Source organism: Porphyromonas gulae, from assembly GCF_000765945.1.
Lineage (GTDB): Bacteria > Bacteroidota > Bacteroidia > Bacteroidales > Porphyromonadaceae > Porphyromonas > Porphyromonas gulae.
On the sequence record NZ_JRAT01000024.1, the window covers coordinates 16,825 to 38,126 of the forward strand.

Annotated in this window: 21 protein-coding genes; 7 read left to right on the top strand and 14 right to left on the bottom strand. The window is 54.1% G+C overall.

Annotated features, from left to right (window positions below; genetic code table 11):
• Positions 1 to 791: 791 nt before the first annotated feature.
• Genes hemH through HQ49_RS08765 form a run of 3 tightly spaced genes read left to right on the top strand, consistent with a single transcriptional unit; the run spans position 792 to position 3,973 of the window.
• Positions 792 to 1,829 carry a ferrochelatase gene (gene hemH / locus HQ49_RS08755; protein ID WP_018965252.1) on the top strand — a complete coding sequence of 346 codons (1,038 nt, stop codon included), beginning with the start codon at positions 792 to 794 and terminating at the stop codon, positions 1,827 to 1,829.
• 7 nt (positions 1,830 to 1,836) lie between these two features.
• Complete coding sequence (locus HQ49_RS08760; RefSeq protein WP_039419567.1) at positions 1,837 to 2,811, top strand: lipopolysaccharide kinase InaA family protein; 975 nt, start codon at positions 1,837 to 1,839, stop codon at positions 2,809 to 2,811.
• A gap of 16 nt (positions 2,812 to 2,827) precedes the next feature.
• Positions 2,828 to 3,973 carry a glycosyltransferase family 4 protein gene (locus HQ49_RS08765; RefSeq protein ID WP_039419569.1) on the top strand — a complete coding sequence of 382 codons (1,146 nt, stop codon included), beginning with the start codon at positions 2,828 to 2,830 and terminating at the stop codon, positions 3,971 to 3,973.
• A 137-nt stretch (positions 3,974 to 4,110) separates the two neighbouring features.
• On the opposite strand, the gene gpmA is transcribed toward HQ49_RS08765, so the two are convergent.
• Both gpmA and HQ49_RS12300 read right to left on the bottom strand, forming a co-directional pair.
• The gene (gene gpmA / locus HQ49_RS08770; protein WP_005875265.1) at positions 4,111 to 4,857 is read right to left on the bottom strand and encodes a 2,3-diphosphoglycerate-dependent phosphoglycerate mutase; all 747 of its coding nucleotides are present in this window, start codon (positions 4,855 to 4,857) and stop codon (positions 4,111 to 4,113) included.
• Positions 4,858 to 4,870: 13 nt separating this feature from the next.
• On the bottom strand, positions 4,871 to 5,110 hold the full coding sequence (locus HQ49_RS12300; protein WP_235290109.1) for a hypothetical protein: 240 nt from the start codon (positions 5,108 to 5,110) through the stop codon (positions 4,871 to 4,873).
• On the opposite strand from HQ49_RS12300, the gene HQ49_RS12305 reads away from it, so the two are divergent.
• Positions 5,093 to 5,182: a hypothetical protein gene (locus HQ49_RS12305; RefSeq protein WP_394331911.1), complete on the top strand. Its 90-nt coding sequence runs from the start codon at positions 5,093 to 5,095 to the stop codon at positions 5,180 to 5,182. The two genes, HQ49_RS12300 and HQ49_RS12305, sit on opposite strands and share 18 nt — an antisense overlap.
• On the opposite strand, the gene HQ49_RS08780 is transcribed toward HQ49_RS12305, so the two are convergent.
• Genes HQ49_RS08780 through rsmA form a run of 4 tightly spaced genes read right to left on the bottom strand, consistent with a single transcriptional unit; the run spans position 5,141 to position 10,135 of the window.
• Positions 5,141 to 6,451 carry a hypothetical protein gene (locus HQ49_RS08780; RefSeq protein ID WP_039419571.1) on the bottom strand — a complete coding sequence of 437 codons (1,311 nt, stop codon included), beginning with the start codon at positions 6,449 to 6,451 and terminating at the stop codon, positions 5,141 to 5,143. The two genes, HQ49_RS12305 and HQ49_RS08780, sit on opposite strands and share 42 nt — an antisense overlap.
• On the bottom strand, positions 6,448 to 7,953 hold the full coding sequence (locus HQ49_RS08785) for a polysaccharide biosynthesis C-terminal domain-containing protein (RefSeq protein WP_039419572.1): 1,506 nt from the start codon (positions 7,951 to 7,953) through the stop codon (positions 6,448 to 6,450). The genes HQ49_RS08780 and HQ49_RS08785 overlap by 4 nt, the downstream gene beginning before the upstream one ends.
• Positions 7,954 to 7,973: 20 nt before the next feature.
• Positions 7,974 to 9,326 carry a magnesium transporter gene (gene mgtE / locus HQ49_RS08790; protein WP_039419574.1) on the bottom strand — a complete coding sequence of 451 codons (1,353 nt, stop codon included), beginning with the start codon at positions 9,324 to 9,326 and terminating at the stop codon, positions 7,974 to 7,976.
• Between the two features lie 32 nt (positions 9,327 to 9,358).
• Positions 9,359 to 10,135 carry a 16S rRNA (adenine(1518)-N(6)/adenine(1519)-N(6))-dimethyltransferase RsmA gene (gene rsmA, locus HQ49_RS08795; protein WP_039419575.1) on the bottom strand — a complete coding sequence of 259 codons (777 nt, stop codon included), beginning with the start codon at positions 10,133 to 10,135 and terminating at the stop codon, positions 9,359 to 9,361.
• A 130-nt stretch (positions 10,136 to 10,265) separates the two neighbouring features.
• On the opposite strand from rsmA, the gene HQ49_RS08800 reads away from it, so the two are divergent.
• The 3 genes from HQ49_RS08800 to fabD all read left to right on the top strand — a co-directional run bounded on the left by HQ49_RS08800 (position 10,266) and on the right by fabD (position 13,788).
• Entirely contained in the window at positions 10,266 to 11,315 is a 1,050-nt protein-coding gene (locus tag HQ49_RS08800; protein WP_052073476.1) for a lysylphosphatidylglycerol synthase transmembrane domain-containing protein, read from the top strand.
• Between the two features lie 30 nt (positions 11,316 to 11,345).
• A complete protein-coding gene (gene pepD, locus HQ49_RS08805) occupies positions 11,346 to 12,800 on the top strand; it encodes an aminoacyl-histidine dipeptidase (RefSeq protein ID WP_018965243.1) in 1,455 nt (484 codons plus the stop codon).
• 106 nt (positions 12,801 to 12,906) lie between these two features.
• Complete coding sequence (gene fabD / locus HQ49_RS08810; RefSeq protein ID WP_018965242.1) at positions 12,907 to 13,788, top strand: ACP S-malonyltransferase; 882 nt, start codon at positions 12,907 to 12,909, stop codon at positions 13,786 to 13,788.
• Between the two features lie 182 nt (positions 13,789 to 13,970).
• Here the strand turns inward: fabD and HQ49_RS08815 are convergent, their stop codons facing one another.
• From HQ49_RS08815 to HQ49_RS08855, 8 genes are all read right to left on the bottom strand, one after another.
• Entirely contained in the window at positions 13,971 to 15,317 is a 1,347-nt protein-coding gene (locus HQ49_RS08815) for a lytic transglycosylase domain-containing protein (RefSeq protein WP_039419577.1), read from the bottom strand.
• Positions 15,318 to 15,335: 18 nt separating this feature from the next.
• Complete coding sequence (locus HQ49_RS08820) at positions 15,336 to 16,043, bottom strand: DUF5683 domain-containing protein (RefSeq protein ID WP_039419578.1); 708 nt, start codon at positions 16,041 to 16,043, stop codon at positions 15,336 to 15,338.
• A gap of 19 nt (positions 16,044 to 16,062) precedes the next feature.
• Positions 16,063 to 16,932 (bottom strand): ParB/RepB/Spo0J family partition protein, encoded by an 870-nt coding sequence (locus HQ49_RS08825; protein WP_018965239.1) that lies wholly within the window; start codon positions 16,930 to 16,932, stop codon positions 16,063 to 16,065.
• 8 nt (positions 16,933 to 16,940) lie between these two features.
• Positions 16,941 to 17,717, bottom strand: a complete 777-nt coding sequence (locus tag HQ49_RS08830) for a ParA family protein (protein ID WP_018965238.1) — start codon at positions 17,715 to 17,717, stop codon at positions 16,941 to 16,943.
• Between the two features lie 214 nt (positions 17,718 to 17,931).
• Positions 17,932 to 18,810: a carbon-nitrogen hydrolase gene (locus HQ49_RS08835; RefSeq protein ID WP_018965237.1), complete on the bottom strand. Its 879-nt coding sequence runs from the start codon at positions 18,808 to 18,810 to the stop codon at positions 17,932 to 17,934.
• A 17-nt stretch (positions 18,811 to 18,827) separates the two neighbouring features.
• On the bottom strand, positions 18,828 to 19,853 hold the full coding sequence (locus HQ49_RS08840; RefSeq protein ID WP_039419579.1) for an agmatine deiminase family protein: 1,026 nt from the start codon (positions 19,851 to 19,853) through the stop codon (positions 18,828 to 18,830).
• 350 nt (positions 19,854 to 20,203) lie between these two features.
• A complete protein-coding gene (gene secG, locus HQ49_RS08850; protein WP_018965234.1) occupies positions 20,204 to 20,590 on the bottom strand; it encodes a preprotein translocase subunit SecG in 387 nt (128 codons plus the stop codon).
• A gap of 2 nt (positions 20,591 to 20,592) precedes the next feature.
• A complete protein-coding gene (locus tag HQ49_RS08855; RefSeq protein ID WP_018965233.1) occupies positions 20,593 to 21,300 on the bottom strand; it encodes a hypothetical protein in 708 nt (235 codons plus the stop codon).
• Positions 21,301 to 21,302: the final 2 nt, after the last annotated feature.

Below are 21,302 nucleotides of genomic sequence, written 5' to 3' on the forward strand. Positions count from 1 at the left end.
CTGACCCTTCCGACCTCTCCAAGAGCAGCACGACAGACTTTTTTGGTCGGGAAAGTGTCATTGTTCGTCGGGAATCTGCATTTCGGTTCTGCAATGCAGATTGTTCGGCGTGCAAACCTGCAAGTCGGACACGAAATTCGTTCCCGCAAGTTGCGGGAAAGCATCTCCGAGCCGAAAACCCTCGCCGCAACTTGCGGGACGACAAGTTCGCGACAAAAAAGCTCCCCGCAACTTGAGGGAAGCTTTTTCGGGTCAAAGATGTATTCCCGCAAGTTGCGGCGACCTTTTTGGTTGGGAAAGTGTCATTGTCCGCCGGGGAATTTGCATTTCGGCTCTGCAATGCAGATTGTTCGGCGTGCAAACCTGCAAATCGGACACGAAATTCGCTGCTCCGAATTGGAGGACGACAAGTCCGCGCCGAAAAACCTTCCTCCAACTTGGAGCATGACAAAGTTGCGCCGCAATTGCTTCCTCCAAGTTGGAGGGCGACAAGTCCACACCGAAAAAGCTTCCTCCACCTTGGAGCGACCTTTTTCGGCTCCGCGATGCAGATTTCCTATCGGACATTCCCTCTTTCGCCGAAAGTGCCCGTATATCCTATTCAGAGAGAGACTGCCGCACGGCATTTTCGTCGGATCCTTTTGCAGCAGAGTCGATCCCTTTATTCATTGCACATCCGAGCTTCGGCCAATATGACTTCCTTACTCCGTTAATGCTCACATTCATTTAGGGAATGGGATCGGAAAAATAAGGGACGCGAACGGAATCTTACCTATCTTCGTCCTGAAATTATGGCAGATAGTAGAAGAACCGATGACAATAAAGGTGCGGAAGAGGTGGTATTGCTGCTGAATATCGGCTCGCCGGACAGCCCTGAGGTGAAGGACGTGGCGCGCTACCTCAATTCTTTTCTGACCGACAGGAGGATCATCACTTTGCCTTTTCTCCTGAGACAGCTGCTCGTACGAGGCATTATCACTCCTTTCAGAAAGAAAAGTTCGGCTCGCAAGTATCGGACTGTTTGGGACGAAGCCTCCCGATCTTTCCCCCTCTTGTCGCATACGAAAGCCATAGCCCGAGCACTGGCACATACGGGCAGAGAAGTCCACGTAGCCATGCGCTACGGCAAACCGGCTGTAGCCGATGTACTGAAGGAGCTGCCGCGCGATCGAAGTCTCGTCGTCCTGCCGCTCTTCCCACACTATGCCATGAGCAGCTACGAGACGGCCGTGGAGCACTGCAAGGCCGAAATCCGCCGCCTTTGTCCGGATCTTTCCTTCCGCATCGTGCAGCCTTTCTACGCACACGAAGCCTATATTCGTACCCTTGCCGATAACATCCGGCCCTATCTGACGAAGCCTTTCGACAAGCTCGTGCTTTCCTATCACGGTATCCCCTACGATCATTTGGACAAGACCACCCGACAGGCTTTAGACCTCCGGCATCCCGAAGGGTGTTGCACGGAGGAGGATCCTACGGCAAGCGTCTGCTACCGCCATCAGACATACAGGACAACGGCACTGATCCGCGAGGCACTCGGCTTGAACGAAGAGCAGGTAGAACAAGTATTCCAGTCTCGCGTAGGCCATACCGAATGGCTGCGCCCCTATTTGGTGGAGCGACTGTCCGCTTGGCCGCAAGAGGGAACCAAACGTATCCTCATAGCCTGCCCCTCCTTCGTATGCGACTGTCTGGAGACTCTCGAAGAAGTAGCCGATCACGGACAGAGCATTTTCAAAAAAGCCGGAGGCACGGACTTTACCTACATTCCCTGTCTCAATAGCGAAGCCCGTTGGATCGATGCGCTCCGAACCATCTTGAAAGAGTAATTACAGCATGCTCAGTTATCATACCGATATACCGACAGACCTGCCCCTCCTGATGCAAGCCGTCGAAGCCATCCGCCGAGAAGAATCCGGCGGTGCCGTACCCGATACCGATCCTCCGAGGGTGATATACGAAGCGCGCAACCGGCTCTACGCCATTCGTACCGCACAGGGAGAGCAGGTGGTGAAGAGCTTCCGAATCCCTATTGCCATCCAGCGCATCGTCTACTCATTTTTCCGTCCGTCGAAGGCTGCCCGCTCTTATCGCAACGCCATACGGCTGGGTCGATGCGGCATCGGCACTCCGCGGCCGGCGGGCTATGCCATCGAGAGCGAAAAAGGGCTTCTGCGCAGGAGCTATTACGTCTGCGAGAGCATGCACGACTGTCGGGATATTCGTCTCTCCATGCAGGGCGTGGAAGGAGGCGAGGCATTGCTCCGTGCGCTGGCCGGATTCATCGCCCGAATGCACCGAGCAGGCATCCATCACATTGACTTGTCGCCGGGCAACGTACTGTATCGGACAGACGAGAAAGGCGAGTATTCGTTCTACCTCATAGACCTGAACCGGATGAAGTTCTACGACAAGCCGATTACGGGACGGAAAGCCTGTGCCAACTTTGCGCGTCTGAGCTTCTGTCCGCCGGTGAGCGGGCAGCTTGCCGAATATTATGCCGAGGCACAGGGCTTGAATACGGATGAAGTGGTCGAAGGAGTGCAAAGCGAATCGGATCGGTTCTTCCGCAGCAAAGTCCGCAAGTATGCTCGCAAGGCACTGGTGCGCGAACAAAAGCGAATGAGCCGCTCCGCTTTCCGTCGGGCATATATCCGCTATCGCTCGGTACGCCTTGTCCGAAAGCTCACGGGCAGCACTCGTCTCTTCCGTATCGAGAACGATCTGTACTTCTCCTTTCTTGAAGTGGGCGACCTGCGCCATACGCTGAAAAGAGCCGAAGGATATTCCTCGCCGAAAAACATTCAATAAGAAAAAAGGAAACCGGATGAATCGTATAGCTTTTGATGCCAAGAGAATCACATCCAACGCCACCGGATTGGGCAATTACAGCCGCTTCGTGGTCGAAGCCTTGGCCACCTTTCACCCCGAACACCGCTACTACCTCTGTTCTCCCAAGAAGGGCAATCCGGCTCTGTACTCCACCTTGCAGCAACGCGAGGGCATAGAATGGCTGCTGCCCGAAGGTGGTACGGGAGGATCGCTTTGGCGCAATTTCGGTGTGGTGCCTCGATTGCAAAAAGAGGGCATCGATCTCTTCCACGGTTTGAGCCACGAACTGCCACTGGGCATATACGGCAAAGGTATCGCCACGGTGGTAACGATCCACGACCTGATCTTCATTCGCTATCCCCACTATTATAAGCCTGTGGACAGGCTGCTCTATCGGCTCAAATACGGCCATGCTGCCCGTCGTGCCGACAGGGTGATAGCGATAAGCGAGCAGACCAAGCGCGATGTGATGGAGTTTTTCCACGTGCCTGCCGATCGGATCGATGTCGTCTATCAGGGTTGTTCGCCGGCCTTCGGACAGGCTGCCGAGGAGGATGAGTCGAGAGCGAGGGAGCGGTATGCTTTGCCTGAGCGTTACCTGCTCTATGTGGGAAGCATCGAGACGAGGAAGAACCTCCGACTGGCCGTGGAGGCTCTGGCACACTCTCGCGACCGGCAAATCAGGCTCGTTGCCGTAGGGAAGCGCACGCCATACTGTGCGGAGGTGCAGCAGTGTGCAGAGCGATCAGGGGTGGCAGACCGGCTCATGATGCTGCACGATGTCCCGTTTGCCTTCCTGCCGGGCATCTATCGCGGAGCAGAGGTATTCGTCTATCCTTCGCGCTTCGAGGGCTTCGGCATCCCGATTATCGAAGCACTGGCTTCGGGTGTGCCGGTCATTGCAGCCACAGGCTCGTGTCTGGAAGAGGCCGGAGGTCCCTCGTCCCTGTACACCGACCCCGACGATGCGGAAATGATGGCATCCATGCTGGACAGCATCCTCTCCGACAGCTCACTCCGAGAGAAGATGATAGCCGACGGGCGTGCCTATATAGAGCGTTTCTCACCCGAAGCCGTAGCCCAATCCCTGATACGTGTGTATGACAAGGTCTTGCAGGAGAAAAACCTCCGGCACAAATAACATCCACTGCAACCGAGCAAAAAGATGAAATGAAAAGAGAGCGTTGCACCGCTAACGGTCGTGCAACGCTCTCTTCTTGTTTTTTCTCCTTGCCCTCTGTCGAAAAGCAGAACAGGAAAGGGCCGGCGATGGGGGTTTTATTTCTTCTTGCCCTGATTGGCTACTGCCTCCATCAGCTTTTTGATCTCTTCGGGATCGCCGAGGAAATAGTCCTTCACCAGACGGAGATTGTCGTCAAATTCAAAAACGTAAGGCACGGCCGTCGGGAGGTTCAGGCTGATGATGTCTTCGTCCGAAATGTTTTTCAGTACCTTGATGATACCGCGCAGACTGTTGCCGTGAGCCGCTACCAATACCTCGTCATGCTCCTTGAGCGTGGGGAATATGGTTTCGTTCCAATAGGGGAGGATACGATTGACCGTGTCGCAGAGAGCTTCTGTCAGTGGCAGGTCTTTCTCGCACACGCCTTTGTAGCGCGGATCCATGAACGGAGAGCGCGGATCCTCTTTCTCCATAGGCGTGGGGGGAACGTCGTAGCTGCGACGCCAGATGAGTACCTGCTCGTCCCCGTACTTCTCGGCAGTCTCGGCCTTGTTGAGGCCTTGCAGCATACCGTAGTGCTTTTCGTTCAGACGCCAGGTCTTCTCCACCGGTATCCAATCCAAGTCCATTACGTCGAGGACACCGTTCAGGGTCTTGACGGCGCGTTTGAGATAGGAGGTATAGGCTTTGGTAAACTGAAAGCCTTCTTTCTTCATGAGCTCGCCGGCTTTCTTGGCTTCTTCAATACCTTTTTCGGACAAATCCACATCTGTCCATCCCGTAAAGCGATTTTCCTTGTTCCACAAGCTCTCGCCGTGGCGAATCAATACTATTCTTTTCATAATTACACTGTAATCAAAGTCCGGTGCGAAAATAATGATTAAAGTTCAATGCCATACCTATGGCAAAAATAGCCGATACAAATAGAAGAAAAACGGCATCAAGGCGCAGAGCCATTCGGCCGATCAGGAAAAAACACGAGCCGAAAATTGCCCGAATCGCAAACCAAAAGCTGAAAGGAAGTGGCGTGAGAATTTTTTCGTTCTCGCGCGAGAATTTTTTCATTCCCGAACCAAAATGAAAAAGTTCCCGCACCACGTTTTCGGGCGTGGAGAACCAAAAAATTTACGGACGAGATGTGAGCAAAGTGTCGATGATGACCTCTGAGGCAGTAGCCCCTCGGGGAGGAAGCAAATAGTCCCGAATGAAGGCCCGACGCCTATCGGCTACGGGATCGGGTCTGCGCTCTGCTATCTTTTGTAGAAATGAATCGATGTCTTCCGCAGAATCTGCCATATCGTGCAACGCGAAGGCCTCTTGGGCGGCTCGGTTGAGCCCGTGAGGCAGGCGTCCGTTCTTCCGCATAAAGAGAGACGGACGCCCCACGATCTGATATTCCACGGTGAAAGCACTGCAATCATGCACGAGAGCCGAAGAGCGACAGAAGAGATCGACATAAGTTCCTTCGGCCAATTCGGCATGAGGCATATCTGTCCATTCCCGGTAGTACCGATCCGTTCGTTCGCGTCCCCACGAATCCAAGGCATAGAGTTTGGTCTTGAGTATCGGATGCGGCTTGAAAGCAAAGCGCAATCGGCCTTCGTACTTCCGTGCCAATCGGAGGAAGGTATCCGCATAATCGAGGAAATTGGACAGGCTATATCCCCAAGGTTCTATCGAATGGTGCGGAGCGATGATTACGAGGGGTAGCTCTTCATCGTTTTTCTCCGTTCGATCCCTCATTTCGGAGGAGAAAGCATCAAACAAAGGTGCTCCGCTGACCACTCCGTTGCGTCCCTTCGCGCGCGAGAGTCGCGAGTAGATGCGAAGGTCTTCTTCCGAAACTAAAAAATAGTACCCCAAAAGATTGTGAAACAGGAGGTCGTACCAGTCAGGATATTCTTCGAGGGGATAGCCATACAGGCTATAGCAAGTGAGTATATCGGGGAAGGCCCTCTGGCGAAGGGGTGGCGGCAACTGGATGTCGTAAGGTGTGGTATAGAAAATGTAATCCGGTGCAAATTCTGCCCGAATATCTCTTACCTCTCCATTGTCCCGACAAGCCGGCTGCGGATCGAAGCCTTTGGCTTGAAAGTGGGCAAGTATCTTTTGCAGGAGTTCGCCCCGTTCGCCGGCCGGCAGATTGTTCGCCGGACAAACGATGAGTACAGGCCGAACGCGCGGATGCCGGAGCATGGCAGCAAACAGGGCATCGTATTTCCACATGGAGTCGTACACGGCAAGGAATACGACATTGATGGTTTCCTTGTCGCATAGTTTCTTTTTTAGCTCGTCGTTGCGCTGCAGTGCTTCGCGAATGAGCCGAGGCTCTACCGTTAGGCGGCGCAGGCGGCGTTTCCCCTCTGTAATGACGTACTGCATCCGTTTGGGAGCGAGGGCATAAAGACGAGATGTGAATCGGCGGAGGAGGTTCATCGGCGACGGAAGTATTTGTCTACGGCTCTATTGAACTCGGGAGACAGGCGCATGGCATAGACAGCAGCGAGTGCTCCCACTCCGATAGGGATGGAACGGAGGGGTATGTCGATCCAGGGAGAATCGACATGAGGGATCAAGGCATTGGCACCAAAAAGGAGGGCGAAGAGAGCCAACAGACGGAAAAGGGCCGGAGAAAAGGGCGAAGCATGCAGCTTCCGGCTGATCATAAATTGCTGTACGCCATAGCTCAGCAGTGTGGTCAGGAGCGTAGCAATGGCTGCTCCGTTGATGCCCAAAACGGGGATCAGCCACAGATTGGTGAGCACGGCCAGGATGGTGACGAGGAAAGTATAGTAAAGATTCCAGTGATAATACTTGGAACAGCTCACGATCGGATTGCCGTAGTTCAGCGTGATTTCGATCATCTTAGCGATCCCCAAAAAGAAAACCACGTATTTGCCGGCGGCATAGAGATGACCGTTCGGGAGGATGGAGAAGATGCTGTCGATATTGAACCAAATAAGCAAGAAGATAAGGCCACCGGAAAGAAGCTGATGCAGCGAGACGCGCTTGAAGAGTTCGTCGGCTTTGACCAGATCGTTCCGTTTCATGGCATCGGCCATCAGGGGAGAAGAGACGCTGAGCAGGGATCTGGAGGGTATTTCCACCACGGCTACCATATAGAAAGCGATAGAGAAAATACCGCCCGAATCCAATCCGCCCTTGTCCAGAGAACTGACCATGAAGAGATCCAAACGGCTGCTGAGCTTGCTGCCTATACTGGCTACGACATAGAAGAGGGTGTAGCGGAGAAAATTGCGCTTCAGCTCCGGTGTCAGAAAGCCCCGATTGTGACGGAGATTGACCTTGCCGATTCGCCGGATATAAGCCAACATCAACAGCATACATGCGGCGTAGGCGGCAATAAATATGGCGATAAAAATCTCCAGACTCACCCATCGGAAAGCATAGAGCAGATAAACAACGATCAGCATCAGCCTGAGCACTACCTCACGGATCAGCTTGGGCACGGCTATCCGCATCAGTTGTGTGGCATAGAGTTCGAAGACAGACCAAAAGAGCATGAAGACGAACAAGGGAACGATGCTATAGTAAAAGTCCACCAGCTCTGGACTATTGCGGCTGAACATGGCCACAAAGGGGCCTTTGGCCAGCAGCATCAGGAGGGTCATAAGCACTCCTCCGACGAGGGCTACCGCCATCATATAGTAGAAGTAACCATTGTCCCGAACTCCATCGGGGGAGGCTTCTCCGCTCTCGCTATGGAAGTAGGGGTAGAACCGGAAGGCAGAGGAGTTGAGCCCGAGAAGCGCAAAGCTGCTGATCAGCGTAGCGGCTTCGACTATATTGCGAGTAAGACCGACTTCCTTGGGGGTCAAGAACTCGGTGATAATAAGGAAGGTGGTCAGGAAGCCGATGAAAGCCCCTGCATAGCTGACGAGGGTTCCTTTGATACTCTGGCGTTCGACAATCCCCATAGCTCGCGTCCTGTCCGAAATTACAAAGCCTGAGCAAGCAGCGTGGCTACAAGCATATAGATCATCATCCCGATGAGGTCATTCGTAATGGTGATAAAGGGGCCGGTGGCTATGGCCGGGTCTATCTTCAATCGATCCAGCAGCATCGGCACCATGGTGCCGAATATGCTGGCGAACAATACGACGGAAAAGAGGCTGATGGAGACGGCGGACATGACGAGGACGTCACCGAGGAAAAAATAGTTGAACAGGAAGACGACAAGGCTGATGATAGAGGCATTGATCAGGGCTACGACGACTTCCTTGGCTATGAGAGTCCAGAGTTTGGCCTGCTTCAGGCTGTTGTTTGCCAGTCCCTGCACCACGATGGCCGAAGACTGGATGCCCACATTACCGCCGGTGCCACCGATGAGGGGAATGAAGAGAGCCATCTTGGGATTGGCGGCAAAGAGGGAGTCGAATCCTCCCAGGAGGATGGAGTTGGCCAATCCTCCTGCCATACCGATGAGAAGCCACGGCAGACGTGCTGCGGTCTGCATATAGACCTTATCCGAAGCTTCGATGTCGTGCGAAATACCCGAAGCCAGCTGGTAGTCGCGTTCGTGCTGTTCGCGGATTTCGTCGATCACATCGTCGATGGTGATCCGGCCTACCAAACGACCGATACTGTCCACCACCGGCAGAGCTACGAGGTCGTACTTCTCTATCTTCTCCGCGACTTCTTCGATCGGGTCATTGTCTTTGACGGAGATAGGCTCGGTCTTCATCACATACTTGATCTTCGAGGCGGAAGGGCTGGTGATCAGTTTCTTCAGTGGCAGCACCCCTTTGAGCCGTTCTTCATCGTCGATGACATAGACGTAGTATATCTCGTCCACATCTTCTGCCTGCAAGCGCATCTCTTCGATACACTTGGGCATACTCCAGTTCTCATTGACGATGATCATCTCGGTACCCATGAGGCTACCGGCTGTGTCGTCTTCGTACTTGAGCAGATCGATAATATCTCCGGCCTGCTCTATATCGGTCACCTGACTGAGAATCTCGTCTTGCTGGTCTTCGTCCAGCTCACGAATTAGCTCGGCCGCATCGTCGGTCTCCATATTGCCGACAAATTTTCCGGCGATGGTCTCGGAAGGAATCCTTTCGAGTACCTTGTTTCGCTCATCCTCATCCAGCTCCAAGAGCACGAGACCGGCTTTCTCTCCATCGAGCAGAAGGTAGAGGTAGACTGCCTCGTCCAGATCCAGCTCGTCATAGAGATCCGCAATATCCTCGGGGTGGAGCTTGCTCATCAGGTCGAGAGCATCCGCATCGCGCTTTTGGTCGATGATCTGGCGAAGATTGTGAAGATATTCTTTCGTGAAGTCCATAAGAATTCGTTGATCAGGGGGAAATGAAAATGCTATTGCTGCAACAAGAGCGTAAGTGCGACGAAATCATCGGGGGACAACTGCTCCGGTCGCTTCGAGAAAACAGGATCGTCGAAACGATCGAATCCGACCGGCAGGATACCGCGAAGAGAGTTCCTGAGCGTTTTCCGGCGCTGTCCGAAAGCTGTTTTCACCACCGTCTTCAGTGCTTTTTCGCTACATGGGAGTTCCTTGCGGTCATTGCGTGTCAGACGTATTACGCCGCTCTGCACTTTGGGCGGAGGATCGAAAACGGAAGCGTCTACGGTGAAGAGGTATTCGATATTGTACCAAAGCTGCAATAACACGCTCAATATGCCATAATCCTTTTTCCCCGGAGGCGATGCCAGTCGCATAGCCACTTCGCGCTGGAGCATCCCCGAACAGCAAGGGATCTGCTCGCGAACGTCCAACAGACGGAAGAAAATCTGGCTGGAGATATTGTAGGGGTAATTGCCTATCAGGCAGTATTGTCGTCCTTCGGGGAACAGCTCCGACAAAGGATAGTGCAGAAAATCGCCCTCGATGATCCGATCGGAAAGCTCCGGGAACTCTTCTCGCAAATAGCTGACGGACTCTCCGTCGATCTCTATGACGCGAACATCATGCCCCTTGCGAAGCAAGAACTGCGTAAGCACTCCCATACCCGGCCCGATCTCCAGTACAGGCAATGCTTTATGCTCGCAGAGGGTGTCGGCTATTCGCTCTGCAATACTCAGATCGCGGAGGAAGTGTTGCCCCAGTGCCTTCTTGGCTTTTACTCGCATCATGAAATATAAATTCTTTATATTTGCGTTGTTTAGAAAATGCTAAGGTACGATATTTTGATTGTTATTTTAATGGCATCGTACTAAGGGTAATCTAAATAGCAAAATCATTTATCAAGATAAGAGCAACTAAATGACTAATAATATAGGGCAAGAAATAGTGACAGCAGACAGGTCTAACAAATGGAAGTCGGTAGCTAAGGTCATTATTCCTCTCGCCATAGGCGGTCTGCTCCTCTGGTTGGTGTACCGCAAAATGGATTTCTCCGCCATTGGCAAGATCGTCCGCGACGGTGTCAATTACTACATCATAGCTTTCTCTCTCTTGTTCGGATTGGCTGCCAACTGTATACGCGGTCTGCGCTGGCAACTCCTCATAGAGCCTCTGGCTTCTCCTCATCCACGGAAAATCAATGCCATTCTGACTACTTTGGGCAATTACACGGTCAATATGGCTCTGCCCCGTGCCGGAGAATTTTGGCGATGCGCGGAAGAAAGCCGCTACGAGAAGATACCTTTCCCCCAGCTCCTCGGTACGCTCTTCATGGACAGGATCATGGACTTGGTGATGGTCGGACTCATTACATTGAGTATCATGATGGGCTTTCAGGGCTTTTTCTCCGCTTTCTTTGCTCGCAATCCACAGCTGACGCAAGGCTTTTTCACCATTTTCAGTTCCATCTGGCTATACGTTGCTGTCGTAGGTGTCGGGCTGCTTTTCTTCTTGCTCTATAAATACCTCTCACACGTAGGCCCCGTTCGCAAGATAGCAGCACTCATCGGTAGAATACTGGAGGGGCTTCGCTCTATCTGGCACATGGAGCACAAGTGGCTCTTCATCCTGTATTCCATCCTCTTGTGGGTAGGATATTTCTTTTACTTCTACACCACATTCTTCGCTTTCGACTTTACCCGATCGCTGGGCATGGGAGTGGGGCTGATCAGCTTTGCCATGAGCAGTATAGCCGTAGCCGTACCCGTACAGGGAGGGGTAGGGCCGTGGCACTTTATGGTCATTGCTTCTCTTGTGGCTTTCGGTGTGACGAAGGAGGATGCCGGAGCGTTTGCCTTGGTGGTACACACGACTCAAACCGTTTGGACTACGGCCGTCGGGTTCGTGGCTATCGGCTTGCTTCCTTTTGTCAATAAGAAATACGATCGCATAAAACAGTCAAACAATTAACAACAATCATCCAAAACACTTTTCACAGTTATGTCAACAGAGATCAAAAACCTCAAACCACGAGCCGTCTGGGAATACTTCTACGACCTGACACAAATACCTCGACCTACCGGACAGATGGACGAGGTGACCAAGTACGTATTCGACTTCGGTAAGAGACTTGGTCTGGAGACCGAGCAAGACGAGGTGGGCAATGTCATCATTCGCAAGCCGGCCACGCCAGGCATGGAAAGCAGACCGATCGTGACCCTCCAATCGCACTTGGATATGGTGCCTCAAAAGAATTCGGACGTCGATCATGATTTCACCAAAGACCCCATCGATGCATATATCGACGGAGAGTGGGTGAAAGCTCGTGGCACTACTTTGGGAGCCGATAACGGTATCGGGGTGGCCTATGCCATGGCAGCTATGGCAGACTCTACTCTCAAGCATGGTCCGCTGGAAGCTCTCTTCACCATCAATGAAGAAGTGGGAATGGACGGTGCCAATGGTCTCAAGCCAGGGTTCTCTCGTGGCGACATCCTACTCAATATAGACTCGGAGGCTGAAGGCAAGCTCTTCGTAGGCTGTGCAGGAGGTATCGATGTCAATGCCACACTGGAATATAAGGAGGAAGAACTCGTTTCGGACGAAGAAATAGGTGTAAAGGTATCTTTGACAGGACTCAAAGGAGGACATTCGGGTGTCGATATTCACCTTGGACGAGCCAATGCCAACAAACTGATGTTCAGATTCCTGAAAGAAGCTGTAGGATTCTACGGTGCTCGCTTGGCATGGGTAGAGGGAGGATCGCTCCGCAATGCTATTCCACGCGAAGCATTTGCCGTTATCACCATTCAGGAAGAAGAGGCCGGAGCTGTATGGGAACTGGTATCCGACTATCAGGATTTGTTCCGTAAGGAATTCAGCGGCATAGAGGAAAACATCAAGTTCGAGGCCAGTCGTATCGAATGCCCCCGAACGATTATCCCCGAAGAGATCCAGGACTGTCTGATCAATGCCGTGGAAGCCTGCGTCAATGGCCCGCAGTCGATGCTCCAAGACTTCCCCGGTACGGTAGAGTCTTCATCCAATCTGGCGTTGATCACAGCCAAGGAAGGGGTGATCTCCGCTCGTTTCCTGGTGCGTAGCTCTTCCGAATCGCGCAAGATGTGGGTAGCATCGGCTATCGAGAGCGTTTTCTCTTTGGCAGGAGCACGAGTGGAATTCGACGCTTCGTACAATGGCTGGCAGCCTAATATCCAGTCGCATATCCTCGAGGTGATGAGTAAAGTATTTGAAGAGTATTACGGCCAAAAGCCCGAAGTGCTGGTGATGCATGCCGGCTTGGAGTGCGGTATCATCCAAGGCGTAATGCCGGATATGGACATGATCTCGGTAGGCCCCGAACTCCGATCGCCGCACTCTCCGGACGAGAGGGTTCATATCGAATCCGTAGCTCGCACGTGGGAGGTGCTGGTGAAAGTACTGGAGCGGGTGTAGGCCGAATGTGGAGAAATCGTCCATCGTCTTTTGATGCTCGACTTTAACAGAATAGAGAGACTAATAGAATAATCGGAATCATAATCAAGACTATAACGAAACAGAGATGAAAGCATTTGTATTCCCCGGTCAGGGAGCACAGTTTGTAGGAATGGGAAAAGACCTGTACGAACAGAACCCCGAGGCCAAAGCATATTTTGAAAAAGCCAATGAGATATTAGGCTTTCGCATTACGGACATCCTCTTCAACGGCACGGCAGAGGAGCTGAAACAAACCAAAGTGACCCAGCCGGCGATCTTCCTTCACTCGGTGATTCTGGCCAAGACGATGGGCGAAGACTTCCGTCCCGATATGGTCGCAGGCCACTCGCTCGGAGAGTTTTCGGCATTGGTCGCAGCAGGTGCCATGACCTTCGAAGATGGTCTTCGCCTCGTATCGAAACGTGCCATGGCCATGCAGAAAGCATGCGAAGTACGCCCCTCGACTATGGCGGCTGTACTGGGTTTGCCTGACGAAAAGGTAGAAGAAATCTGTGCCCAAGTGACGGACGAAGTTGTCGTACCGGCCAACTACAACTGCCCGGGACAGATCGTTATATCCGGTTCGGTAGAAGGAGTGGACAGAGCTTGCGAGCTGCTCAAGGAAGCCGGAGCCAAGCGTGCTCTTAAGCTTGCTGTCGGTGGAGCATTCCATTCCCCTCTGATGGAACCGGCTCGTGAAGAGCTGGCAAAAGCCATCGAAGAGACTACGATCAGTCAGCCGATCTGCCCCATCTATCAGAATGTAACGGCTTCTGCTGTCACCGATCCGGCAGAGATCAAGAAGAACCTGATAGCACAGCTGACGGCACCGGTTCGCTGGACACAGAGTGTGCTGAATATGACTGCCGATGGAGCCGACCACTTTATGGAGTTAGGCCCCGGAAATGTATTGCAGGGCTTGGTGAAGAAAATAGCGCCTGACGTGACAACGGAAGGACGTCAGTAACCGGATCATAAGACTTTCTAAAAGAAGCGGTGTGCCGAGATCGCCCGAACAGCGATTCAAGAGGCACACCGCTTTTCTATTGCCTACAGACTATACGACCGGCTTATTCTCCGGACTTTTCTTGTCATAGGCCTTGGAGAGTATAGACGGTTCGTGTTTATTCGGAAGAGGGTGGCGGAGGATTATTTCCTTCTGCGGGACTTTCGCTTGGCTCTGTACTTGCCCTTTTTCTTGGAGCCGGAGGAGGAACTTTTAGTGATTTGCAGCTTCTGACCGGGTTTGACGGAAGCCGACTTCAAGCCGTTTGCCTTCTGAATGGCTGCCACCGAGGTGCCGTAACGTTTGGCGATGGATGAGAGCGACTCGCCTCGTTTGACATTATGGAAGATGATGGTTCGTCCCGATCCTCCTGAGCGTTGTCCGCCTTGCTCAGGGAAATCCGATACGGAAACTTCCAAGTCGGGGGAATAAAGCGAATCGCGAACCTTGTCCAATTCCTTGATGGCAGTGACGGGAAGGCGTAGTCGGCACAGCTGGGTATTGCCGGGGATGATGCCCCTTCTGTATTGGGGATTGAGCAGCTGCAATTCGTCGTTGGTCACACCGGACAGGCGGCGAATGTGATCGAAGGATACTTGTCGGGACAGCATGATCGTATCCGTAGCCAAGGGAACGCCTGTCTCTCCGGCGCAGATCTCATGTTCGATATGGTAGTGCATGGCATAGTATGCACCGATGAAGAGCGGGATGTAGTTCCGCGTTTCGCGAGGAAGATAGGGATAGATCTCCCAGAAGTCGGTCTTACCACCGGACTTTCGGATGGCTTTGTTCACATTGCCGAGTCCGCAGTTATAAGCTGCGATGCAGAGGAGCCAGTCGCGATAGAGGTCGTACATGTCCTTGAAGTAGCGGCAGGCAGCCTCTGTACTTTTCTGCAGATCGAGCCGTTCGTCGATGAGGCTGTTTATAGTGAGTCCGTATATCTTGCCCGTAGCCAGCATGAACTGCCATATACCGGCTGCTCCGGCCGGTGATACTGCGGTAGGGTTGAGAGCCGACTCCACGATGGTCAGGTACTTCAGTTCGATCGGGAGGTTATGACGGTCGAGCGTCTCTTCGATCTGAGGGAAATACAGGTCGGCCAGCGAGAGCATATAGCGGACAAGGCGACGACGTTCCTCGGTGTAGAGCTTGATGCACTGCTTGACGGCAGGGTTGAATTGTATGGGCACGGCCGATGGCAGGGCGGAAAGCCTCCGGATGTACACGGAGTCCGGAGTATAAGGACCCGTATCGGAGTTGATGCACGGACGCTCGCCACGTTTTGTCTTGGTGGAATATCCTTTATGCCAAGTGCGGAGGAGTCTCTCCAAATCCTTGTCCAAGTCCGAAGAGGGTAGCAGACGACGGGCTGCATTGCGCACGTCCTGAGTAGAGTCCGCCGGAGTGTAACGACCTATGGCATAGGACGATCGGATCGGCAGAAAAGCCAGGAAGGCAATGAGGGCGGGGAGGAGATATTGTTTCATCCGGAGAGTAAGGGGAGGTCAAAAAGTGAGGCCGCAGCTAACTCCATAACGGAAAAGGCCGGACTTATCGTCTGTACCCACCGTCGGACTGAAATGAAAAGAGAGGTCGGGAGAGATGTTGAAGTCGAACAATTCGGCATCCACATAGGCATCCAGCATCGTCAGAAAGTAGACGCCGAGCGTAATGATGATACTCAAATCCCTGTTGCGACGGTAGTACTCCGTGCCGCGTTTGAGTCGTGCTCTGAGCTGTTCGCTCTTGACGTAGTCGGCCGGATCGGCCCCGAAGGGAAGGAAATTGTGCCAAGCCGTCTGCGAAGGATCGCCACTCATGAAGTCGGCATAGGCTTTACGATACTCGGTGTACGTCTTGTTGTTCCAGAGGATGGCATAGCCGCATCCCGTGAATGCACCCCATACGATCGGCAGCTTCCAATACTTGCGGTTGTAGATCTGACCTGCTCCGGGCAGGAGGGCCGAGTAGAGGAGTGCACGGGTGGAATTGGGTTTCCACGCCTTGGCTGTCAGGAGGTCGTGGGGAGATGCAGTAGCGGCCGGCAGGGAAGGCGTCTGCACTCGGAGCGTATCGGGGAGCTTCGTAGTCGCGGTATCGGCCGCACTCGTCGTCGGCCGTGCGATACTGTCAGGCACGATGCTCTGTGCCATTGCCTGAGAAAGACAAAGGCAGAGGAACAGGACGACAATTCTCCAACGACTTCCGGACATAACGGCTACGGTAAGAGGATTAGCGGATACGCTCGAGCAAAGCCATGATTCGCTCCAGCTCTTCTTCCGATGCGAAGGGAATGGTCAGCTTGCCTTTCCCCTTGGCATCGCAGTCGAGCTTGACCTTCGTCCGGAAGAATCGGGACAACTGACCCGTGAGCAGGCGGTACTCTTCCGGCAGAGACTGCTTGGCCTTCTTCTGCTTGGCGGACGAATCGGCTCCCTCTTCGCGATAACGCGCTGCCAGACTCTCCACGGCACGGACGCTGAGTCCCTGCCTGATGATCTCGGCATAGAGGGCAAGCTGATGCTCGGGATCGGGGATACTGAGCAAGGCGCGGGCATGCCCCATATCTATTTTCTTCTGAGTCAGACCTATCTGTATCTCGCCCGGGAGCTTGAGGAGGCGCAGGTAGTTGCTGATCGTGGTGCGCTTCTTGCCCACGCGGGTGCTGAGTTCCTCCTGTGTGAGGTCGTAGGTCTCGATGAGCTTCTGATAGGCCAGAGAGATTTCGATGGCGTTGAGGTCTTCGCGCTGGATGTTTTCGATCAGTGCCATCTCCATCACATGTTCGTCCTCTTCCGTCTTGATGTATGCCGGCAGGGTAGTCATACCGGCCATTCGGGCTGCACGCCAGCGGCGTTCTCCGGAGATGATCATATAGTCGCCGGTGGACTTCTTCAGTAGTGTGATGGGCTGTACCAATCCTATCGAATGGAGCGAAGCGGCCAGTTCTTTCAGGGACTCTTCCTCGAAAGTCCGGCGCGGCTGATCGGGATTGGGGTATATATCGCTGATGGCCACTTCGCTGATGGACGAAGACCCTATGACCTCCGCATCGAGGAGGGAGTCCAGGCCACGACCGAGCGTTTTCTTCGTATGCTTCATAAGTAGAGTCAGGCTCCTTTCTGTTTGTGCTTTTTGATCAGCTCGGCCGCCAGCTGCATATGATTGACCGCTCCGCGGCTATCGGCATCGTACAGCAGTGCCGGGATACCGTGGCTGGGGGCCTCGCTTAGTTTGATGTTGCGCTGGATGACCGTATCGAAGACCAGATCGCGGAAGTGCTTCTTGACCTCTTCGTATATCTGATTGGCCAGTCGCAGGCGGCTGTCGTACATGGTCAAGAGGAAACCCTCTATCTCCAGTGTGGGATTGAGCTTGCCTTTGATAATGCGGATCGTATTGAGCAGCTTGCTGATCCCCTCGAGAGCGAAGTATTCGCACTGCACGGGGATGATGACGGAATGCGCCGCCACGAGCGAATTGACCGTGATAAGGCCCAGTGAGGGGGAGCAGTCGATGAGGACGTAGTCGTACCGATCGGCTATGCCGCGCAGCAGACGGTGCATCACTTTCTCGCGCTCCGGCAGGTTGAGCATCTCGATCTCTGCACCGACGAGGTCGATATGCGAAGGGATAATGTCCAGCCCGTCCACGGGAGTGGGCAGCACAGCTTCGGTCACCGGCAGATTGCACACGAGACATTCGTATATGGTGTTCTGCAGGGAAGCGATGTCTACGCCCAGTCCGGAGGAAGCATTGGCCTGCGGATCGGCATCGACCACCAATACTTTCTTCTCCAAAGTAGCGAGCGAAGCTGCCAGATTGATAGTCGTTGTAGTCTTGCCTACACCGCCTTTCTGATTGGCCAGAGCGATTATTTTACCCATATTTCAAGAATATCAATGCGCCAAAACTACGTATTTTCGATCTACTAACGTGGCACATACGTGGAACATTGTATTACAACTGTTGAAAACTCCTCTATATTGTTGATAAAGGTTACACTATATAATAGTAGGAAAACGCCCCACGGAAAGGAACGATCCGGCTCCTTTTCCAAGGGGGAGAAAACGGACGTCATCCCCCCTCTTGCCTTGACAATCAACCCCGAAGGAAACGCTCCGTGAGGCCGGAGAAAGCGTCGATCCGCCGATCCCGGAAGAACGGCCACCAGCGGCGCACCTGCTCGGTTCGGGAGGGATCTATATCCACTACCTCCACAGCCTCTTCCGTTGCGCTCAGCTCGGCCAGCAGTTCGCCCTGCGGTCCGGCTACGAAGCCGGAGCCCCAGAACGTGATGCCACCGGTGCGGCCTGAAGGGTCTGCCTCGTAGCCGACCCTGTTCACCGCCACCACGGGGATGCCGTTGGCCACGGCATGTCCGCGCTGTACGATCTGCCACGCTTGGCGTTGGCGGAGCTGCTCGGCAGGCACGTCCGTGCTTTCGGTACCGATAGCCGTGGGGTAGATCAGTATATCGGCACCCTGCATGGCCATCAGTCGCGCCGCTTCGGGATACCACTGATCCCAGCAGACCAATACGCCGAGGCATCCGACGGACGTCGGGATGGGGGTAAAGCCCAAGTCGCCGGGCGTGAAATAGAACTTCTCGTAATAGGCAGGGTCATCGGGTATATGCATCTTGCGATACTTCCCTGCGATAGTGCCGTCTCGCTCCAGCACGACGGCCGTATTGTGGTAAAGCCCCGGAGCGCGCTTCTCGAAGAGGGAGAGCACCAGCACGATGCCGGCTTCGCGTGCGATGGTACCGAAGAAATCGGTACTCGGTCCCGGGATGGTCTCTGCCTGGTCGAATACCTGCACGTCTTCCGTCTGGCAGAAATAGAGCCCGTTGTGCAGCTCTTGGAGTACGACCAGCTCGGCACCGCGTCGGGCGGCTTCGCGGATCTTGTCCGCCAGTCGCTCTTGGTTCGAGCGGACGTCCGCGGTGTTGGCTTGCTGAATGAGTGCTACTTTCATAGTCCTTTGCTGTGGAATTAGCGTATGAATCCTTGGGGGTACTGCATCGTGACGCAGTGGAGACTGCCATGCTGCTTGACGAGTGCACGGCAGTCGATGCCGATGACCTCTCTATCGGGGAATAGCCCCTGCATCACCGAGAGGGCGACGGCATCGAGGCGCGAATCGTAGGTGGGCACGAGTACTGCCCCGTTGATGATGAGGAAGTTGGCATAGGTGGCGGGCAGTCTGTCCGCTCCGTCGTATAGGGCTTCCGCCATGGGCAGCGGCACGAGTCGGTACGGCTCTCCGTCCGGGCGGCGCAGCTCCTTCAGCTCCTGCTCCATGGCCGTGAGGTCGGTATGGTGCTCGTCCGTGGGATCTTCCGAGCGGACGTAGACGATGGTACGGGCATCGACGAACCGCGCCAGCGTGTCGATGTGCCCGTCGGTGTCGTCGCCGACCAAGGCTCCGTGGCGGAGCGAGAGTACACGGCTGACGCCGAGGCTCTCTTTCAGCATGTCGACAATGGCCGCACGGCTCAGGCCGGCATTGCGGTTCGGCTCGAAGAGGCAGCTGTCCGTGGTGAGCAAAGTGCCTTCGCCGTCCGTCTCCAGTGCTCCACCTTCGAGGACGAAGGCGAGGCGATTGTCGAGGGTAACTCCTTCGGCGAAGAGACCCAGCGCGTGGAGCCGCCTCGTGATGAGATTGTCGTGATGGGCGGCGAACTTCATGCCCCAGCCGTTGAAGGTGAAGTCGGCTATCATCGGCCGTCCGTCCGAGAGGAGGGAGATGCCTCCGTGGTCGCGCGCCCACGTATCGTTCGAGGGTAGCTCGAAGCAGCTGAGCCGGTGGTGCAGCTCCGGAGGTAGCAGGCCGAGCACCCGTTTGCGATCGGGGCAAACGACTATCAGCCGCTGGTGGCGGAGTATGGCGGTGGCTATGCGGACGAAGCAGGTTTCCACCTCTTCGAGCATATATGCCCAGTCGGTCAGGGGGTGAGGCCAGGTCAGTTGTACGGCCTCTTGCGGTGCCCATTCGGGCAGGAATAGTCTCTTTGTCATTGGCTTTGTCGTCTGCTCTCTTGTCGGGGCTTTTCAAAACGTCTAGACCTTTCTCTAAAAACGTCTAGACGTTTGTCTCAATACGTCTAGACGTTTCGGGCAAAACGTCTAGACCTTTTTGTCGAAACGTCTAGACGTTTTTTCGGGGTACGTCCGTTCGTTCCATCAGCAAGGGCTTGTCGCACCCCTCGGAAGCTCTGTCGGTCTGCATGCTGTCCCTCTGCCGAAGGGCGGCGGAGCGGCCGCTCCACCAAAGTAAAACGTCTTTGCCCTCAAGCCTCGGCTCAAAGACAAAGACGTCTGTCGATCCCCTTATCTCCTGCAAGGGATATAGAAAGGGCTGATCCTCCTTATTGTGCCTGCCCCTCCTCGGGAGTGGTCTCTCCTGTCGCGGGCTGGGCGGATTCCGTAGCAGCGGCATCTCCGCCGAAGTTGATCACCGCAGAGTTCTTTTCTTCTTTCACCTTCTTGTTCAGGGTTTCCTTCATGACGTTTTGGCTTTCATCTGCTTTCCCTGTGTGGAGGAAGTGAGTAGAAACGATCGCCAGAACGGCAATGATACCGGCCGACCACCAAGTGGCTTTCTCGAGGAAATCGGTAGTCTTGCGGACGCCCATGATCTGATTGCTGGATGCGAAGCCTGCTGCCAAGCCTCCCCCTTTGGAGTTCTGTACCACTACGACCAGAATAAGGAAGAGCGATATGAGCAGAATGAGAATAGTCAGTACGATGTACATCTTTATAGTTTGTTTTTGTCGTTAATAATCAACTTCTCTAAGAATCGAATTTGATCCGCAAAGTAAAGGTTTTTTTCCGGATAATTCAAACTAATGGTACGAATTATCCTCAGTGCCTTATCGTAACGTCCCTGCTTGATGTATATACGCGCGAGGGTTTCGGTGAAGAGCCCTTCGTCCAGCTCGTCCGCCGGGACGATCGGGGCCGGATCCTTGGCTGCCGGAGGCGTGCTCTCAGGCGGTGTGTCGGCTGCCTGCACGGACAAGACCGGCACGCTATGGGACGATTCGGCCTGATCGGCAGGTGCCGTGGCGGCGAAGTAGTCCGAAGCCGAAGCGATACCGCTGTCTCCTCCGTAGGAGATCTCCGAAGGCAGGTCGGCCCCGCTTCGGGTCATTTCGTCGAGGAAGTCATCGATGAGCGAGAAGGCGTCCGGCTCCTTGTCGGCCGAGGCAGGTTGTAGCTGCTCCGGATGCGTATATTGCTCCACGAGCAGGTACAGCTTGCGCCTGTCCGGCAGATAGGGTGCCAGCCGGCGCAGCTCCGAAGCATAGCGCACGTCCTGCACCACATACATATTATATAGGTATAGGAAGACGAAGGTGGAGCAGTAGGGATAGGCCTCGTACAGGGCTTTCATCTCGGGCAGCGTGGCAGCCGAGAGTCGCGAGGGGTGCTCCATGTAGGCATACAGGTCGTTAGTCGTCATGG

Excerpts from the sequence above, each read along its gene's own strand:
- HQ49_RS08760 (WP_039419567.1), top strand. The coding sequence starts at position 1,837 with ATGCTCAGTTATCATACCGATATACCGACAGACCTGCCCCTCCTGATG.
- HQ49_RS08825 (WP_018965239.1), bottom strand. The coding sequence starts at position 16,932 with ATGAAGCATACGAAGAAAACGCTCGGTCGTGGCCTGGACTCCCTCCTC.
- HQ49_RS08815 (WP_039419577.1), bottom strand. The coding sequence starts at position 15,317 with ATGAAACAATATCTCCTCCCCGCCCTCATTGCCTTCCTGGCTTTTCTG.
- HQ49_RS08830 (WP_018965238.1), bottom strand. The coding sequence starts at position 17,717 with ATGGGTAAAATAATCGCTCTGGCCAATCAGAAAGGCGGTGTAGGCAAG.
- HQ49_RS08835 (WP_018965237.1), bottom strand. The coding sequence starts at position 18,810 with ATGAAAGTAGCACTCATTCAGCAAGCCAACACCGCGGACGTCCGCTCG.
- rsmA (WP_039419575.1), bottom strand. The coding sequence starts at position 10,135 with ATGATGCGAGTAAAAGCCAAGAAGGCACTGGGGCAACACTTCCTCCGC.
- fabD (WP_018965242.1), top strand. The coding sequence starts at position 12,907 with ATGAAAGCATTTGTATTCCCCGGTCAGGGAGCACAGTTTGTAGGAATG.
- HQ49_RS08840 (WP_039419579.1), bottom strand. The coding sequence starts at position 19,853 with ATGACAAAGAGACTATTCCTGCCCGAATGGGCACCGCAAGAGGCCGTA.
- secG (WP_018965234.1), bottom strand. The coding sequence starts at position 20,590 with ATGTACATCGTACTGACTATTCTCATTCTGCTCATATCGCTCTTCCTT.
- HQ49_RS08785 (WP_039419572.1), bottom strand. The coding sequence starts at position 7,953 with ATGGGGATTGTCGAACGCCAGAGTATCAAAGGAACCCTCGTCAGCTAT.
- mgtE (WP_039419574.1), bottom strand. The coding sequence starts at position 9,326 with ATGGACTTCACGAAAGAATATCTTCACAATCTTCGCCAGATCATCGAC.
- HQ49_RS08855 (WP_018965233.1), bottom strand. The coding sequence starts at position 21,300 with ATGACGACTAACGACCTGTATGCCTACATGGAGCACCCCTCGCGACTC.
- HQ49_RS08780 (WP_039419571.1), bottom strand. The coding sequence starts at position 6,451 with ATGAACCTCCTCCGCCGATTCACATCTCGTCTTTATGCCCTCGCTCCC.
- HQ49_RS08765 (WP_039419569.1), top strand. The coding sequence starts at position 2,828 with ATGAATCGTATAGCTTTTGATGCCAAGAGAATCACATCCAACGCCACC.
- HQ49_RS08800 (WP_052073476.1), top strand. The coding sequence starts at position 10,266 with ATGACTAATAATATAGGGCAAGAAATAGTGACAGCAGACAGGTCTAAC.
- pepD (WP_018965243.1), top strand. The coding sequence starts at position 11,346 with ATGTCAACAGAGATCAAAAACCTCAAACCACGAGCCGTCTGGGAATAC.
- HQ49_RS08820 (WP_039419578.1), bottom strand. The coding sequence starts at position 16,043 with ATGTCCGGAAGTCGTTGGAGAATTGTCGTCCTGTTCCTCTGCCTTTGT.
- hemH (WP_018965252.1), top strand. The coding sequence starts at position 792 with ATGGCAGATAGTAGAAGAACCGATGACAATAAAGGTGCGGAAGAGGTG.
- gpmA (WP_005875265.1), bottom strand. The coding sequence starts at position 4,857 with ATGAAAAGAATAGTATTGATTCGCCACGGCGAGAGCTTGTGGAACAAG.
- HQ49_RS12305 (WP_394331911.1), top strand. The coding sequence starts at position 5,093 with ATGAAAAAGTTCCCGCACCACGTTTTCGGGCGTGGAGAACCAAAAAAT.